The 14,483-nt window shown below is 61.5% G+C and carries 18 protein-coding genes; 10 read left to right on the forward strand and 8 right to left on the reverse strand.

From position 1 onward, the window contains the following. The 3 genes from IZV00_RS06405 to IZV00_RS06415 all read right to left on the reverse strand — a co-directional run bounded on the left by IZV00_RS06405 (position 1) and on the right by IZV00_RS06415 (position 2,314). Entirely contained in the window at positions 1–297 is a 297-nt protein-coding gene (locus tag IZV00_RS06405; protein ID WP_196226292.1) for a DUF2849 domain-containing protein, read from the reverse strand. Continuing rightward, a complete protein-coding gene (cobA, locus tag IZV00_RS06410) occupies positions 294–1,082 on the reverse strand; it encodes a uroporphyrinogen-III C-methyltransferase (RefSeq protein ID WP_196226293.1) in 789 nt (262 codons plus the stop codon). Before cobA ends, IZV00_RS06405 begins: the two co-directional genes overlap by 4 nt. Before the next feature lie 161 nt (positions 1,083–1,243). Continuing rightward, positions 1,244–2,314 carry a family 43 glycosylhydrolase gene (locus IZV00_RS06415; protein WP_196226294.1) on the reverse strand — a complete coding sequence of 357 codons (1,071 nt, stop codon included), beginning with the start codon at positions 2,312–2,314 and terminating at the stop codon, positions 1,244–1,246. Positions 2,315–2,428: 114 nt separating this feature from the next. On the opposite strand from IZV00_RS06415, the gene IZV00_RS06420 reads away from it, so the two are divergent. Next, complete coding sequence (locus IZV00_RS06420) at positions 2,429–2,824, forward strand: MAPEG family protein (RefSeq protein ID WP_196226295.1); 396 nt, start codon at positions 2,429–2,431, stop codon at positions 2,822–2,824. A 42-nt stretch (positions 2,825–2,866) separates the two neighbouring features. Here the strand turns inward: IZV00_RS06420 and IZV00_RS06425 are convergent, their stop codons facing one another. Continuing rightward, positions 2,867–4,351 (reverse strand): replicative DNA helicase, encoded by a 1,485-nt coding sequence (locus tag IZV00_RS06425; protein WP_196226296.1) that lies wholly within the window; start codon positions 4,349–4,351, stop codon positions 2,867–2,869. Between the two features lie 120 nt (positions 4,352–4,471). Here IZV00_RS06425 and IZV00_RS06430 point away from each other — a divergent pair, with 120 nt between their 5' ends. From IZV00_RS06430 to IZV00_RS06450, 5 genes are all read left to right on the forward strand, one after another. Next, complete coding sequence (locus tag IZV00_RS06430; protein WP_196226297.1) at positions 4,472–4,954, forward strand: UPF0262 family protein; 483 nt, start codon at positions 4,472–4,474, stop codon at positions 4,952–4,954. 72 nt (positions 4,955–5,026) lie between these two features. Beyond that, a complete protein-coding gene (locus tag IZV00_RS06435) occupies positions 5,027–5,653 on the forward strand; it encodes a glycoside hydrolase family 25 protein (protein ID WP_196226298.1) in 627 nt (208 codons plus the stop codon). After that, complete coding sequence (locus IZV00_RS06440) at positions 5,650–6,099, forward strand: cytidine deaminase (protein ID WP_196226299.1); 450 nt, start codon at positions 5,650–5,652, stop codon at positions 6,097–6,099. Before IZV00_RS06435 ends, IZV00_RS06440 begins: the two co-directional genes overlap by 4 nt. Positions 6,100–6,101: 2 nt before the next feature. Next, positions 6,102–6,656, forward strand: coding sequence for a dCTP deaminase (gene dcd / locus IZV00_RS06445; protein WP_196226300.1), 555 nt, complete (start codon positions 6,102–6,104; stop codon positions 6,654–6,656). A 45-nt stretch (positions 6,657–6,701) separates the two neighbouring features. Further along, entirely contained in the window at positions 6,702–7,460 is a 759-nt protein-coding gene (locus IZV00_RS06450; RefSeq protein WP_196226301.1) for a metallophosphoesterase, read from the forward strand. 22 nt (positions 7,461–7,482) lie between these two features. Here IZV00_RS06450 and IZV00_RS06455 read toward each other — a convergent pair whose 3' ends face one another. Further along, the gene (locus IZV00_RS06455) at positions 7,483–8,178 is read right to left on the reverse strand and encodes an anti-sigma factor family protein (RefSeq protein WP_196226302.1); all 696 of its coding nucleotides are present in this window, start codon (positions 8,176–8,178) and stop codon (positions 7,483–7,485) included. After that, complete coding sequence (locus IZV00_RS06460; protein WP_196226303.1) at positions 8,175–8,663, reverse strand: RNA polymerase sigma factor; 489 nt, start codon at positions 8,661–8,663, stop codon at positions 8,175–8,177. Before IZV00_RS06460 ends, IZV00_RS06455 begins: the two co-directional genes overlap by 4 nt. Before the next feature lie 88 nt (positions 8,664–8,751). Here IZV00_RS06460 and IZV00_RS06465 point away from each other — a divergent pair, with 88 nt between their 5' ends. Beyond that, entirely contained in the window at positions 8,752–10,056 is a 1,305-nt protein-coding gene (locus tag IZV00_RS06465; RefSeq protein ID WP_443020066.1) for a S8 family serine peptidase, read from the forward strand. A gap of 100 nt (positions 10,057–10,156) precedes the next feature. Beyond that, the gene (locus tag IZV00_RS06470; protein WP_196226305.1) at positions 10,157–10,846 is read left to right on the forward strand and encodes a hypothetical protein; all 690 of its coding nucleotides are present in this window, start codon (positions 10,157–10,159) and stop codon (positions 10,844–10,846) included. A 204-nt stretch (positions 10,847–11,050) separates the two neighbouring features. Here IZV00_RS06470 and ctrA read toward each other — a convergent pair whose 3' ends face one another. Continuing rightward, positions 11,051–11,758, reverse strand: coding sequence for a response regulator transcription factor CtrA (gene ctrA, locus IZV00_RS06475; protein WP_196226306.1), 708 nt, complete (start codon positions 11,756–11,758; stop codon positions 11,051–11,053). Positions 11,759–11,967: 209 nt separating this feature from the next. Then, a complete protein-coding gene (locus IZV00_RS06480; protein WP_196226307.1) occupies positions 11,968–12,861 on the reverse strand; it encodes a LysR family transcriptional regulator in 894 nt (297 codons plus the stop codon). A 108-nt stretch (positions 12,862–12,969) separates the two neighbouring features. Here IZV00_RS06480 and IZV00_RS06485 point away from each other — a divergent pair, with 108 nt between their 5' ends. Both IZV00_RS06485 and wrbA read left to right on the forward strand, forming a co-directional pair. Further along, positions 12,970–13,689 carry a pirin family protein gene (locus tag IZV00_RS06485; RefSeq protein WP_196226537.1) on the forward strand — a complete coding sequence of 240 codons (720 nt, stop codon included), beginning with the start codon at positions 12,970–12,972 and terminating at the stop codon, positions 13,687–13,689. Positions 13,690–13,802: 113 nt separating this feature from the next. Continuing rightward, on the forward strand, positions 13,803–14,402 hold the full coding sequence (wrbA, locus tag IZV00_RS06490) for an NAD(P)H:quinone oxidoreductase (RefSeq protein WP_196226308.1): 600 nt from the start codon (positions 13,803–13,805) through the stop codon (positions 14,400–14,402). The last annotated feature ends 81 nt before the right edge of the window (positions 14,403–14,483 follow it).

Genomic DNA, 14,483 nt, shown 5'->3' on the forward strand with positions numbered 1-14,483 from the left:
TCAGATCACCCAGTTGCCGGCATCGGCGTCATTCGGTTTAAGCGTCAGGTCGGGGCGCACGGTTGGTCCCAGAGCGCGGATGCGGTCTTTGATATGGGCCGGACGTACACCTTCGTCGGTCAGGGTGGCGTCGATCACATAAGGAGCGACCACCCGCAGCGCGGCTTCCTCGGCACGGGCAAGCTCTTCGCCCTTGTCGCCCACATCGACGGATTCGCCGACCTGCCGCGACCAGCCGTCGCCCGCCCACCAGATCACGTCCCCGGTGCCAAGGTCATTGCCGGTCAAAATCTTCACGAATGCATCTCCGCCCCATTATTCACCTGTGCGGCCCAGCCAGCCAGCACGTCCTGCGCCAGCGCATAGGCCGCCACTTCACCGACCACAATCAGGGCCGGACTTTTTACTTTTTCACGTGCCACCATGTCGCCCAGATCGGCGAGCAGAGTGCGCAGCGTGCGCATATCGGAACGCGTGCCATTTTCCAGCACCGCAACCGGAATGGCAGGCGACACACCATCGGCGATAAGCTTGTCGGCTATATCCGCCGCCGTCGCCACGCCCATATAGATCACCAGCGTGCGGCCATGGCCAGCAAGCCCGGACCAGTCCTGATCCGTCAGCCCCTTGCACTGGCCCGCGACGAAGGTCACCGCGCTCGCCGCATCACGATGAGTGAGGGGAAGCTGCGCCTGCGCCGCGCAGCCGATCGCCGCGCTGATCCCCGGCACGATCTCGACCGGCACGCCAGCGGCGCGGCATGCCTCCATTTCCTCGCCCCCGCGACCGAAAACGAAAGGATCACCGCCCTTCAGCCGCACGACATTGCGTCCGGCAAGCGCCAGTTCCACCAGCAAGGCGTTGATGCCCTCTTGCGGCACCGAATGGCGGCTGCGCTGCTTGGCGACGGAAATCAATTCAGCGTCGACCGAAGCCATGGCCAATATCTCGGTCGAAACCAATCCGTCATGCACGATGACATCCGCCTGCGCGATCAGGTGCGCAGCGCGCAACGTCAGCAGTTCCGGATCCCCCGGACCCGCGCCGACGAGAAAGACGGTAGCAGGGAGTTGTTCGGCCATGCTGGCCAGATGGCGGAAGCGCTCAACCGTTTCAATTCAGAATGCTTTGCCCATGGCGAAGGAAAATTTGGGGGTTAGGGTGTCCAGGTCCGACACCCGCCCCTTCATCCCCGCAAAATCAGTCGCATTTGGGCCGGAGGAACTCGACCGCCTAACCTATACTAACGTGGGGAAATGACACCGTTCGCCGTCAGCTTGAGTGGCGCGATCCGGCCGTCGCGCAGATAGTGGACGTCGAAAATCACGCTCTGGCGGAACAGCGGCGTCGTGCCTTCCTGCGATTGGTCATTGCACGCGAAAAACCAGCGACCACGCCATTTGAAGAAGGAGCCATGGCGGTCGAAGTTCAGCCAGTTCTTCGGCTTGAAGCCCGGCGGCGGTGCGTAACGGCCGCGCATTGAGCTGTCGTTGAGGAAAGACGGCTCCACATTTTCGGGCAGCAGCAAGGGGCCTTTGCACTGAAAGGGGCCATAGGGCGACGTGCCGATCCCGTAATAGGTGCCCCATGACAGATAATAATATTTGCCCCGGCGGTGCAGGAATGGTTTGTCGTCCGTCTTGCCCGGACCATAAGGCCCTTCGGGATCGGCAATCGTGATCTTGCGCGGCGTTTCGGCGAGCGAGATCATATCGTCGGACAGGCGCGCGATATAATAGTCGAAAGTGCCGAACACGATGTAGCTGGTGCCATCGGCTTCCTGAAAGATACCGGGATCGCGGGTTTCCGTAGGAACCTGCCCCTTGGCGATCAGCGCCTTGCCCAGCGGATCGCGCCACGGGCCTGCGGGCGCGTCGCTGACGACAACACCGATATCCTCAGGCCCCATGGAGAAATAGAGATAATATTTGCCATTGCGCCGGATCGCGTCAGTGGCCCAGCATCGGCTGCTCGGCTTACCAAAATAGGTCTGTTCAGGGAGCAGCGTGCCCTCATGGGACCAGTTCACAAGATTGTCGCTTCGCCAGATCTGCCAATCCTTCATCGTGAAGGTGCGGCTCGTCGGGCTGGCGTCATGGGTGGCATAGAGCCAGGCGACATCATCGAAAATGCGGATCTGCGGATCGCATATGCCCATCGGCAGGCGCAACGGATTGCCCGTATATTGCAACCTTGAGCCCCTGCCGAATTCGCGCGCGACGGCGGGAGCCGCCGACCAGGCGCTGGCGAGAAGCGGTAGGGTCAGGGCGCGGCGCCGGGAGATGATCACGTCGTTGTCCTCGTTCAGATCCATAGTCAGTATTGGCCAAGCATAATCGAACGGTATCGTTCTGTCGAGCAAGCCTCATGGCGCGAGCGCAGGAATGGCGATAACGTAGCCCTCTTACCTGTGGAAAGGGGACACCGCATGGCGATCGAGCTCAAGATATTGGCGTGGAGCTGTGTGCTCCTGATGGTGCATATTTTTGCGGCAGCGCATTTCAAGACGAAGCAATATGGGCCGAAGTGGAATATGGGCGCGCGGGACGAGAGTTTGCCGCCGCTGGAGCCGGTCGCAGGGCGGCTGGTGCGCGCGCAGGCAAATTTCCTTGAGACCTACCCGATCGCCATCGTCGCGCTGCTCGGCGTCGTGGTCGCGGGACGCACGAGCGACCTGACGGCGATCGGCGCATGGCTATGGCTGGGCGCGCGCATCGTTTACCTCCCACTTTACGCAATGGGCGTGCCGGTGGTGCGGACGCTGGTCTACATGGTTGGGCTGATTGGGCTGATATTGGTGTTGCAGGCGCTCATTACGGGTTGAGCGCCCTTGCCCGTTAGTTCGAGCAGAGCCGAACTCAGTAGATCATTCATAATCGCCCATATATCCGCCGTCGGCGAGGTCGGAGAAGCGGGTGATCTTCGCGTCGAACTTCATACGGATGCGGCCGGTCGAACCGTGACGCTGTTTGGCGACGATCAGTTCGGCAAGGCCGTAGATCCGCTCCATCTCCTGCGCCCATTCAAGATGCTCGCTACTCTCCTTGTTGCCCGGCTCCTTCGCGGCCACATAATAATCCTCGCGGAAGACGAACCAGACCATGTCGGCATCCTGCTCGATCGAGCCGGATTCGCGAAGGTCGGATAGCTGCGGGCGCTTGTCCTCGCGCTGCTCGACCGCACGGCTAAGCTGTGAAAGCGCCAGAACCGGTACATTAAGTTCCTTCGCCAAGGTCTTGAGACCACGAGAAATTTCTGAAATTTCCTGCACGCGATTATCGCTGCCCCGGCCGCTGCCCTGTAGCAGTTGGAGATAGTCGACGATGACGAGACCAATGTCATGACGCCGTTTCAACCGGCGCGCGCGCGTACGCAGCGCCGCGATGGTCAGACCCGGCGTGTCATCAATGAACAGCGGCAGTTCCTGAAGGTCGCGCGCGGCGCGGGACAGGTTCTGGAAATCAGCGCGGCTGATCTTACCCATACGGAGCGCCTCCCCGCTGATGCCCGACTGTTCGGCAAGCACGCGGGTAGCCAGCTGATCGGCGGACATTTCGAGGGAGAAGAAGGCCGTCTTGGCGCCCATATTCTTTTCTGGCGGGATTCCATCGACATGGTCGCGCATCCAGCGGGACGCGGCGTTATAGGCGATGTTGGTCGCGAGCGAGGTCTTGCCCATGCCCGGGCGGCCCGCAAGGATCATGAGATCCGAATTGTGGAGGCCACCGATCTTTTCATTCAGGCTATTGAGGCCGGTGGTGATGCCCGAAACGTGACCGCCACTGTTAAGCGCGCGTTCGGCCACCTGCACGGCCATGGTGGTGGCAGTGGCGAAGCTTTTGACGGAGCCGGTTTCACCCTCGCCCTCGGACACTTTGTAGAGCGCGACTTCGGCCATCTCTATCTGCTCGCGAGGGTTAACGTCCTCGCTAGTATCAAGAGCATTTTCAACCAGTTCCCGCCCTACATTCACAAGCTGACGCAGGAGTGCGAGGTCATAAATCTGGCTGGCGAAATCGCGCGCGCCGAGCAACGCGGCGCCATTGCCCGTGAGTTGTGCGAGGTAGCCGACACCGCCCAATTCCTTGAGCGCCGGGTCCTGTTCCAGCATCGGCTTGAGCGTGACCGGATTGGCGACCATGTCGCGCTCAACCAGCTTCATCACGGCTTCATAGATGCGGCCATGCAGGGGCTCGAAGAAATGCTCTGCCTTGAGCTTGAGCTGGACATCCTCGGCAATGCGGTTGTCGATCATCAGCGCGCCCAGCAGCGCCGCTTCCGCCTCCACGTTGCGTGGGAGTTCAGGGATGCCTGCTTCGGCGGCGGGATTAATCTGCACCAGTTCGACCATGCGCCTCTCATCGCGCTCGCCGGGGTTCTGCGCAAGGGGCAAGCTGTGTTCCCGGCAGGCAAAGCTGTGGAGAACTCCCCCTTGCTTTTCCTCGTCGGCAGCAGCAGGGACTATGGACCCATGACTGACCCGCGCATCATCGACATCACGCTTGACGAGCGGACGATCCTTTGGCGCAACGCGGACGTCGAGCAGGAACGGCGGATCGCCATATTCGACCTGCTGGAAGATAATTATTTCGCGCCCCAGCGCACCCATGCCGATGATTATGCAGGTCCCTACCGCGTGCTGCTGCGCGTCGAGGATGGGCGCCTGGTAATCGAGATCAAGCGGGAGGATGGCGAACCGCTGGAGGCAATCATCCTCGGCCTGGGCCGGTTTAGGCGACCAATCCGGGAATATTTCGCGATCTGCGACAGCTATTATCAGGCGATCAGCAATGCCTCCCCGCAACAGATTGAAACGGTGGACATGGCGCGCAGGGCCATCCACAATGACGCGGCGGAAATGCTGATCGAACGGCTGGATGGCAAGATCAAGGTCGATTTCGACACGGCGCGACGCCTGTTCACGCTCATCTGCGTGCTGCATATCAAGGGGTAAGGGGTCATTCGCCAGCATTCTTCCGGCCGGTTTCTGGTCCGCATCCTGGCAGCCGCTCTGGTTATCGCCCTGTTGGTGCTGGGTGCGTGGAGCTATGCCTGCCGCTGGGCGCCGGGGCGCGACGTTTATCCGGTTCAGGGCGTGGCTGTTTCCGCTGACGGAGGCGCCATCGATTGGGGCACGCTGGCGGCCAATGGCGTCGATTTCGCCTATATAAGAGCGGCCAAGGGCACAGAGGGCCGCGACCCTGCCTTTGCGCGGAACTGGTCTGCGGCTCGGTCGTCCGGTTTGCGCTATGGCGCGGTGCTGGATTTCAGCCTGTGCGGCCGCGCGGCCGGTCAGGCGACACGCTTCCTCACGACAGTGCCACGGGACAATGCCGCCCTGCCCCCGGTGATCCGGCTCGACTTTGATCCGGGCTGCACTGCGCGGCCGGGGCGGGACGCGGTGCTGTCGGAACTCAATACGTTGGTGAACCTGGTAGAGAGCAATGCAGGCAAGCCGGTGCTCCTCAACATCTCGAAGGCTTTCGAGGAGGAATATGACATTGCGTCGGGCATAAACCGGACGCTCTGGCTGGATGGAAACTTCTTTCCGCCCGATTATGCCACCCGTCGATGGGTGATGTGGACGGCGAATGACATGCGTCATATCGATGGCATCGATGGCCCGGTGAGATGGGGCGTGGTTGCGCCATGAACACTAATGCGGATGTCAGAAGCCTGATCGAGGCAGCGCGCGCGGCGAGGGTAAATGCCTATGCCCCGTACAGCCGCTTTGCTGTCGGGGCTGCCGTGCGCTTGTCCGATGGCGAAGTGATTGTCGGTGCGAACTTCGAAAATGCGAGCTTTGGCCTGTCGCTCTGCGCTGAAACGGTGGCGCTGGCGGCGACGAATGCGCAGGGACGGCTTGGCGACGTCGAGGCGATCGCAGTCGTCGGGGGTGGGGCTGACCCGGTAACGCCCTGCGGAAGATGTCGCCAGATACTGAACGAAGCAGAGCAGGTGGCGGGCAGACCCATCGCCATTTATTGTGCGGCGGGCGCCGGCGAGTCCGTGGTCCAACACAGCGTTACCGAACTTTTGCCTTTTTCGTTTGGACCCAATGATTTGGGTCATGATCCTTCCAGTAAGAGTCAAGAATAGTCATGTCGATTTTGTCGGATAGGTGGATTCGCGAGCAGGCCATTTCCCACGGGATGATCGAGCCATTTGTTGAAAATCAACGGCGGGACGGCTGCATCAGCTATGGCCTGTCCTCCTATGGCTATGACGCACGCGTGGCCGACGAGTTCAAGATCTTCACCAATGTCGATAGTGCGGTGGTGGACCCGAAGGATTTCGCCGCGAACAGCTTTGTCGATCGCAAGACCGACTGCTGCATAATTCCGCCAAACAGCTTTGCGCTGGCCCGGACGGTCGAATATTTTCGCGTGCCGCGCGATGTGCTGGTGATCTGCCTGGGTAAATCCACCTATGCGCGGTGCGGCATCATCGTGAATGTGACGCCGCTGGAGCCGGGCTGGGAAGGTCATGTGACGCTGGAGTTTTCCAACACCACGCCGCTGCCCGCCAAAATCTACGCCAATGAAGGGGCCTGCCAGTTCCTTTTCCTCAAGGGCAATGAGCCATGCGAGGTCAGCTACGCCGACCGGGCCGGAAAATATATGGGGCAGCAGGGCGTTACATTGCCTCGACTCTAGGAGCCGTGCGACAAGGGCGATGATGAATTTCGATCGGCGCCAATCATGCTGAAATTTTTCCGCCGCGGTGCATCGCCAGCGCCCACTTTCGTGCCAGACATAGGCGGGGATAGACGGGTCTATGCCATCGGAGACATTCACGGGCGGCTGGACCTGCTCGAACAACTACTGCGGTTGATTGATCAGGATGACTCGGCCCGCACGCCCCTGCCCTGCCATCTCGTCCTCCTGGGTGATCTGATGGATCGCGGGCCGCAATCGGCCGCCGTCATAGAGCATGCGATATCCTTGTGGCAGGCATCCCCGAATGTTCACCTGATCAAAGGCAATCATGAGGAGGTCTTTGTCGGCGCCGCGAAGGGCGATGCGCAGTATGCGGGCTATTGCCGCCGCATTGGGGGCGTGGCCGCGCTTGAAAGCTATGGGCTGGAATCCGACGTCAGCACAGCGATGACGGACAAGGACATCGCGTCATGGATGCTGGAAAATGTGCCCCGTGAGCATGTCGATTTCCTGAACGGCTTTGCGGATAGTCTTGTGATGGGCGACTATCTGTTCGTTCATGCCGGGATTAGGCCCGGCCTGCCGCTGGAGAAGCAGGATGCAGCCGACCTGCGCTGGATCAGGGGTGAGTTCCTGCATGACCGGCAAGCCCATCCCTATATGGTGGTCCATGGACACAGCATCACCAGCAAAGTCGATGAGCAGGCCAACCGGATAGGTATAGATACGGGTGCCTGGAACAGCGGCAAACTGACGGCGATCGGCCTTCAGGGCACGGATCGCTGGTATTTGCAGACATAGCCAGAACGGAAACGTCCGAAGTTCAGCGCCAGCCCTTCTCCTTCGCGGCAGCCTCCTGGGTCGCGTCGGCGGGGGAGCCTTCCATCAAGGCATCGATCGTTGCCGCGATGCGGGCATCGACGGATGATGCCTGGCGGTAATCCGTCGATTGGGCGGTGCCGGGAATCAGTTGCTGAACCTGCCAGCCTTCCCCTTCCCGGCAGGCCACTCCCGACAGGGCGGTGCCTTCGAAGCTGCGGCACCAGCCGCCGCCCTTACGCTGAAAACTGAGGCCGATGCGGATCGATCTGTCCTGTTGGGCCGAAGCAAGTTGGGTCTCCAGAGCAGAGGCGAGTTCACCCCTTGCCGTCATGACGCCATCCTTGAGCGCAATCGGGCCAGCGGGGCCACTCGACAAACGGCCGACACCAAGACCCAGGACAAGGCTGGCGGCGATCGCGCCACCGATGCCCCAACTGCGCCATTTAGGGGCCGCAGCACGGGTGATGGGCGTGACTTTGGCTTGTTCCTCCAGCAGCGCATGCATGGCCGGTGGCACCGGCTCAGCTTCCACCGGAGCATAGTGATCAGACAGACGCTGCCGCAAATGTCGGTGCATTTCGAGGCGCTGCGCCAAGGCAGGATCGTCCGCAACGGCGCGATCGACGCGGCGGCGGGTGACTTCGTCCAGTTCGCCATCGACCCAGGCGATCAGCATGGCTTCGTCAATGTCGGTCATGCTGCTTCTCCCAGCAATTCGATAAGGGCGCCGCGTCCCCGGACCAATCGGGAGGTCAATGTGCCCATGGGCACGCCCAGAATTTCGGCGGCTTCCTTGTAAGACAGCCCCTCCACGAGAACGAGGGCGATGGCTTCGCGCTGCTCGTCCGGCAGAGCCTGCATCGCGCGATCGACGTCGGAAAGCATGACGTGCGCCTCCACATGCTGGTCGCCTGCATAGCCGACATGCTCGCCTGCCTCTTCAGGCGCGAAGGTCCGCACGGCGCGTTGCCGCGAACGGCCTTCATCGATCCAGAGATTGCGCATGATACGATACATCCAGCTGTCCAACCTAGTCCCCGGCTGCCATTGTTCGCGCGCCCGCAGCCCTCGCTCCAGCGCTGCCTGGCAAAGGTCGTCCGCATCGGCCCGATCCCTCGACAAGCTGACGGCGAAACGGCGCAGCCGGGGGAGGATCGCCAACAAATCGTTTTCGAACGACATCCGGTCTCCATCACTTGTTCAAGGATGAAACGGCCGTGCCCATTCGTTTCATCCCTGAAGGCGTATATCTACCGGAAATAAATTCGCGATGACTCATTATGGATGCGAAAGGAGCGGAAAATTCGCCTCCGCGCCAGTCGAGGATAAAGAGATAGAGATGAAGGCCCTACGTTCCTGGATCGTTGCGGGACTGCTGCTGACAGGTCCAGCGGCGCAAGCGCAGCTGCTGCCCTCGCCCAATGGAGCCTTGGGGCAGGTCGGCAGGGTGGTTCCGGACCTGCTCAACGAGGCGGACAGCGCGCTGGATCGCGTTCCCCCTGCCCGCTTCGCCGAGCGTCTCGTGGCGGCCAGGACCGCGCGGATCGGTGATCTGCTGCGACGGCATGGCGACAGCGTGGAACTGGACGATCGGAAAGAGGCGGCGCGGCGTGGCGTCATCCTGCTGACGGGTGCGAAGCAGGCCAGCATCGAAGCGTTGCGGGGCGCAGGCTATGTGTTGGCAAGCGAGGCCATTGAGGGGATCGATCTGCCGCTGACGCGCCTGACTGTACCGCCCGGCCGAAGCCTCGCCCGTGCATTGAAGCAAGTGCGCTCGATCGCACCAGAGGCGGAGGCGAGCGCGGATAATCTCTATTTCCATGGCGGCAAAGCACCCAAGTCGGCGAGTGCTGCCTTGGCTGGAACAGGGACTGTCCGGTCCCCAGCGGCAGGATTGATCGATGGTGGTGTCGCCCGCCACGCGTCACTCACTGGCGCGGTCGAGCAGCGCGGCTTCGTTCGTGGCGCACCTCGCGCCAGTTCGCATGGCACGGCGGTGGCGTCCTTGATCAGTGGGACCGGCCCCATCCGGGGCGCCGCGCCGGGGACGCCCCTACTCGTGGCGGACGTGTATGGCGATGATCCGGCGGGCGGCAGCGCCTTCGCGATCGTGCGGGCGCTGGGATGGATGGCGGCGCGCGGGGTCAAAGTCGTCACCGTGAGCCTGGTCGGACCCGATAATCCCCTGCTGGCGGGAGCAGTCCGGTTGGCGCGGGAAAAGGGCGTTACGGTGGTAGCGGCGGTCGGCAATGATGGCCCGGCCGCCCCTCCCGCCTATCCCGCCTCCTATCCTGATGTCGTGGCGGTGACGGGCGTAGACGGCGGCGGACGTTTGCTGCCCGAAGCGGGGCGTGCGCGGCACGTGGATTTCGCAGCGCCCGGTGCGGACATGAATGCAGCTCGCGCCGGAGGTGGCAAGGGGCGCGTGCGAGGCACCTCCTTCGCCGCCCCGCTGGTCGCGGGGCGGTTGTTCCTGAGCGGCAGCCTGAACGGCTTGATCGCGGAAGCCAAACCGGGAAGCAGCAAAGCGTTCGGACATGGTATCATCTGTAGTGATTGCAGAAATATCGATTGAATATCAGTTATTTGATAAAAATATTTCGACGTCAGGGATGAAGTCGCATCGCCATCCCGTTGTCCTTGCATCGGATCGACAACGAACAAGGAGACGATCGATGAAGAAGACAATCATTCTTGCCACTGCCTGCCTTGCCGCCCTGACTGCGGTTCCTGCGTCTGCCCAGCTTCTAGGTGGCGGCGGCGGCTTGGGCGGTGGCCTTGGCGGCGCTCTGGGCGGCGCCGGTGGATCGCTCGGCGGCACATTGAGCGGTTCGGGCGGCATCGGCCTCGACCGCAGCGTCGATCTGGACAATGGGCGGGTTGCGGCGAGGGGTTCTGGTTCTGGCCGGGCTGACGGCGCCGCCACTGGCTCTGTCAGCCGCAAAGGCAAGAACCATGGGGCAAACGCCTCGGGCTCGGCCAGCGGATCGGCAAGCGGTGGCCTGACCGCAGACACGCTGGGCACCAATGATGTCGCCAATGCAGTAGGCGGCGTGCGGGATGGGGTCAGCCAGACGGCGGGCGCAGTGCGAGATCGCGCGGTCACTGCTGGTGCCGCAGCGCAAGGTCAGGCCAGCGCTACCGCACAAGCGGCACGCAACCGGGCTAGTGGCGCACTTAGCGGTGCTGGATCGGCGGCCGGTAGCGCAGCTGGCGCGGCCCAGTCCGGTGCAGCGAACTCGGCCGATAGCGCCAGCAACGCTCTCAATGGAAGCGCGGCGGTCAATGCAACCGGCGCACTATCGGGAAGCGGCCAGGCGTCAGGCTCCAGCGAAAGCACGTCGTCCAGTCAGGCGGACAATTGACCCCACTCGGGCGGATTCCCCACTTCGGGCTTTAAGCCCGCCCCCTTTCCGCCCATCCGCCTGACAAGACAGGGCCGGTGATCCAAAAGGTCACCGGCCCTTTTCCATATCAGAAGAGGTTGATCGAGCGCAGCCGCATCAACGACAAAGGCCGATGATCCCATAGGATCACCGGCCTTTTAGCACCCACACAAGGGTGCGGGGTCAGGCGACCTTGGTCGCGACCTCTTCCGCTTCATCAGGATCGCGCAGCACATAACCACGGCCCCACACGGTTTCGATATAATTGTCGCCACTGCACGCCAGAGCCAGTTTCTTGCGCAGCTTGCAGATGAAGACGTCGATGATCTTGAGTTCAGGCTCGTCCATGCCGCCATAGAGATGGTTAAGGAACATCTCCTTGGTCAGGGTCGTGCCCTTGCGGAGCGAGAGCAGCTCCAGCATTGCATATTCCTTGCCGGTCAGGTGAACGCGGTTGCCGTCCACTTCCACGGTCTTGGCGTCCAGATTGACGGCCAGCTTGCCCGTGCGGATGACCGATTGCGAATGACCCTTAGACCGGCGGACCACGGCATGAATGCGCGCGATCAGCTCTTCACGGTGGAAAGGCTTGGTCACATAATCGTCGGCGCCAAAGCCGAAGGAGCGAACCTTGCTGTCCATCTCCGCAATGCCGGAAAGGATAAGGACCGGCGTCTGCACCTTGGCGGCGCGCAGCTTCTTCAGCACGTCGTAACCATGCATGTCCGGCAGGTTCAGATCGAGGCAGATGATATCGTAGTCATACAGCTTGCCAAGGTCGAGCCCTTCCTCGCCAAGGTCCGTAGTGTAGACGTTGAAGCCTTCGGTCGTGAGCATAAGCTCGATCGCCTTGGCCGTTGTCGGTTCATCTTCTATTAGCAGAACGCGCATATTGAAGCCCCTGTCCTTGCAGATCCCGTCAACCCCTAAGAACGGCGTCTGCTCCAATTCATTAACCAAAAAACTTCTGAAGGACAAAGGTTAATTTTTCGCTAACCCGCAGAAATGCGCGAGTCGCGGGAATTTGAATCTGTTTGCAAAGATTTATCGTCGAAGTGATTCATTTTGAGTCAAGATAGATTCACCTGCGCAACGAAGCGTCAGCAGCCGTGGTTGCGAGCGATGAAGTCGAGCAGAGCTTCGACCCGCGCAGGCCGCAAGCGGGAGGGCGGCGTGACCAGATGCAGGCCGAATGGCGGCGGCCTCCAATCCAGCAGAACCTCTTCCAACTCACCTGAAGCGAGCGCTTCGCCGACAATAAAATCGGGGAGCCGGGCGACACCTATGCCCGCCCGGAGCGCGGGCAGCATCGCGTCGCCGCTGTTAACGGTGAGACGCGCCCTCACCTGTATCACGACATTCTGCTGTCCCGGCCCCGAGAAGCGCCACACGTCAGGCGTCGAAGTATTGGAATAGCAAAGACAGTCGTGGACACCGAGGTCGGACGGATGCTTGGGCCTGCCCCGCTCCTCCAAATATGCGGGCGAAGCGATGACATGCATCTTGACGTCACCCAGCCGCCTGGCCCGGAGCGAGCTGTCGGGCATGTCGGCGATGCGGAGGGTGGCGTCGAGCCCCATCTCGATCATGTCTATCCGCGCGTCGGACAGGTGAAGATTGATATCGACGGCGGGATGAAGCTTGGCGAACTGCGCCACCAGCGGCGCGATGCGGAGCAGTCCGAACGTCATTGGCGCGCCTAGCCGGATGGTTCCGGACAGCTCGTCCGTATCCTGCCGCGCAGCCTCCTCGGCCGCCTGCCCTTCCTCGAAGATCCGGGCGGCATGACTGGCGAGACGCTTGCCGCTTTCGGTCAGGGCAAGGCGCCGACTGGTGCGGTTGAACAGGCTGGTCTCAAGATGCTGCTCAAGGCGTGTGACTGCCTTTGAAACAGTGGCTTTCGACACACTGAGCGCCTTGGCCGCATCGGTGAAGCTGCGATGCTCCACGACGGCGGCGAACATGGCCCAGGCTTCAAGGTCGGGAAGACGCATATGGGAAACAATCCGTTTCAATGCTGCTGATTTAAGAAACGAACCTGATCGCTAAATCAGTCGGAAGCAAGCGGGAACGCTTTTCCCGCAGCAATGAAAGGCATTAATATGATCACCGCCGCAGGAAACCGCATCGAGCGTCGTCCCTTCGAGACGCTGGGTCATGCCGACCATGGCTGGCTCAATGCCCGCCATCATTTCTCCTTTGCCGACTATCACGACCCCGATCGCATGGGCTGGGGCGCGATCCGCGTGTGGAATGACGATGAAATCGCCGCGAACACCGGCTTTCCTCCGCATCCGCACCGCGACATGGAGATCGTCACCTATGTCCGCAAGGGCGCGATCACGCATCAGGACAGCCTGGGTAACAAGGGCCGGACAGAGGCTGGCGACGTACAGGTGATGAGCGCAGGGACGGGCATCCGTCACTCCGAATATAATCTGGAGGATGAAACGACCACGCTGTTCCAAATCTGGATCATACCGAAGGCCCAGGGCGGGGCGCCAAGCTGGGGCGCCAAGCCCTTTCCCAAGGATGACCGTTCCGGAAAGCTGGTGGTTCTAGCCAGCGGCTATGCGGAAGACCAGGACGCGCTGCGCATCCGGGCCGATGCCCGTCTATTGGGCGGCACGGTGAAGGCTGGCACCAGCGTGACCTATGAAAGCGCCGAAGGACGGCACCTCTATGTGGTGCCTGCGACGGGCCGGGTCCAGATTGACGGCCAGACCTTTGAAGCACGCGATGGGGCCGCGATCCTGGGCGGCCAGCCCATTACGATCACCGCGATCGAGGATAGCGAAATCGTCCTCGTCGATAGCGAATAGGCTAGCAGCGCCTATCGGCCGCTCGCTCACCTTGCCCCCCTAAGGGGGCGAGCGGTCGCATTATTCAAGAAACCTTTTTCCGATCAATGCATTACCAAGACTGGAGACACTTCATGACTAAGGTGCTGGTTCTCTATTACTCGTCCTACGGGCACATCGAAACGATGGCGAAGGCCGTTGCGGAAGGCGCGGCCGCCGCAGGAGCTCAGGTTGACATCAGGCGAGTTCCTGAAACCGCGCCTTTGGAGGTCGCCCGAAATGCGGGTTTCAAGTTGGAGCAGGATGCGCCGATCGCAACCGTTGCGGAACTTGCCGACTATGATGCAATCATCATCGGCACCGGCACCCGCTTCGGCCGCATGTCGAGCCAGATGGCGGCTTTCCTTGATCAGGCAGGGGCGCTTTGGGCGCGCGGTGCGCTTAACGGAAAAGTGGGCGGCGCCTTCACATCTACCGCCAGCCAGCATGGCGGGCAGGAAACAACTTTATTCTCGATCATCACCAATCTGCTGCATTTTGGCATGGTGATCGTGGGGCTGGACTATGGTCACACCGGGCAGATGGGCGTCGACAAGGTGCGGGGCGGCGCCCCCTATGGCGCCACGACTATCGCGCATAGCGATGGCAGCCGTCAGCCTGACGAGGACGAACTGGAAGGCGCCCGGTATCAGGGGCGGCGGATCGCGGAGACGGCGATCAAGCTGCACGGGTAGAAATTTGGCTGCACCCTCCCCCTCTCGGTGCAGCGGTTGAGCCTTGGGTCGCAAGGCACAACGATAGGGGCCGGTGCATAG

The sequence above is a fragment of the Sphingobium sp. Cam5-1 genome, from assembly GCF_015693305.1.
GTDB lineage: Bacteria > Pseudomonadota > Alphaproteobacteria > Sphingomonadales > Sphingomonadaceae > Sphingobium.

Coding starts and splice junctions, on each gene's coding strand:
- cobA (WP_196226293.1), bottom strand. CDS start 1,082: ATGGCCGAACAACTCCCTGCTACCGTCTTTCTCGTCGGCGCGGGTCCG.
- IZV00_RS06415 (WP_196226294.1), bottom strand. CDS start 2,314: ATGGATCTGAACGAGGACAACGACGTGATCATCTCCCGGCGCCGCGCC.
- IZV00_RS06420 (WP_196226295.1), top strand. CDS start 2,429: ATGGCGATCGAGCTCAAGATATTGGCGTGGAGCTGTGTGCTCCTGATG.
- IZV00_RS06425 (WP_196226296.1), bottom strand. CDS start 4,351: ATGGTCGAACTGGTGCAGATTAATCCCGCCGCCGAAGCAGGCATCCCT.
- IZV00_RS06430 (WP_196226297.1), top strand. CDS start 4,472: ATGACTGACCCGCGCATCATCGACATCACGCTTGACGAGCGGACGATC.
- IZV00_RS06440 (WP_196226299.1), top strand. CDS start 5,650: ATGAACACTAATGCGGATGTCAGAAGCCTGATCGAGGCAGCGCGCGCG.
- dcd (WP_196226300.1), top strand. CDS start 6,102: ATGTCGATTTTGTCGGATAGGTGGATTCGCGAGCAGGCCATTTCCCAC.
- IZV00_RS06450 (WP_196226301.1), top strand. CDS start 6,702: ATGCTGAAATTTTTCCGCCGCGGTGCATCGCCAGCGCCCACTTTCGTG.
- IZV00_RS06455 (WP_196226302.1), bottom strand. CDS start 8,178: ATGACCGACATTGACGAAGCCATGCTGATCGCCTGGGTCGATGGCGAA.
- IZV00_RS06460 (WP_196226303.1), bottom strand. CDS start 8,663: ATGTCGTTCGAAAACGATTTGTTGGCGATCCTCCCCCGGCTGCGCCGT.
- IZV00_RS06465 (WP_443020066.1), top strand. CDS start 8,752: ATGACTCATTATGGATGCGAAAGGAGCGGAAAATTCGCCTCCGCGCCA.
- IZV00_RS06470 (WP_196226305.1), top strand. CDS start 10,157: ATGAAGAAGACAATCATTCTTGCCACTGCCTGCCTTGCCGCCCTGACT.
- ctrA (WP_196226306.1), bottom strand. CDS start 11,758: ATGCGCGTTCTGCTAATAGAAGATGAACCGACAACGGCCAAGGCGATC.
- IZV00_RS06480 (WP_196226307.1), bottom strand. CDS start 12,861: ATGCGTCTTCCCGACCTTGAAGCCTGGGCCATGTTCGCCGCCGTCGTG.
- IZV00_RS06485 (WP_196226537.1), top strand. CDS start 12,970: ATGATCACCGCCGCAGGAAACCGCATCGAGCGTCGTCCCTTCGAGACG.
- wrbA (WP_196226308.1), top strand. CDS start 13,803: ATGACTAAGGTGCTGGTTCTCTATTACTCGTCCTACGGGCACATCGAA.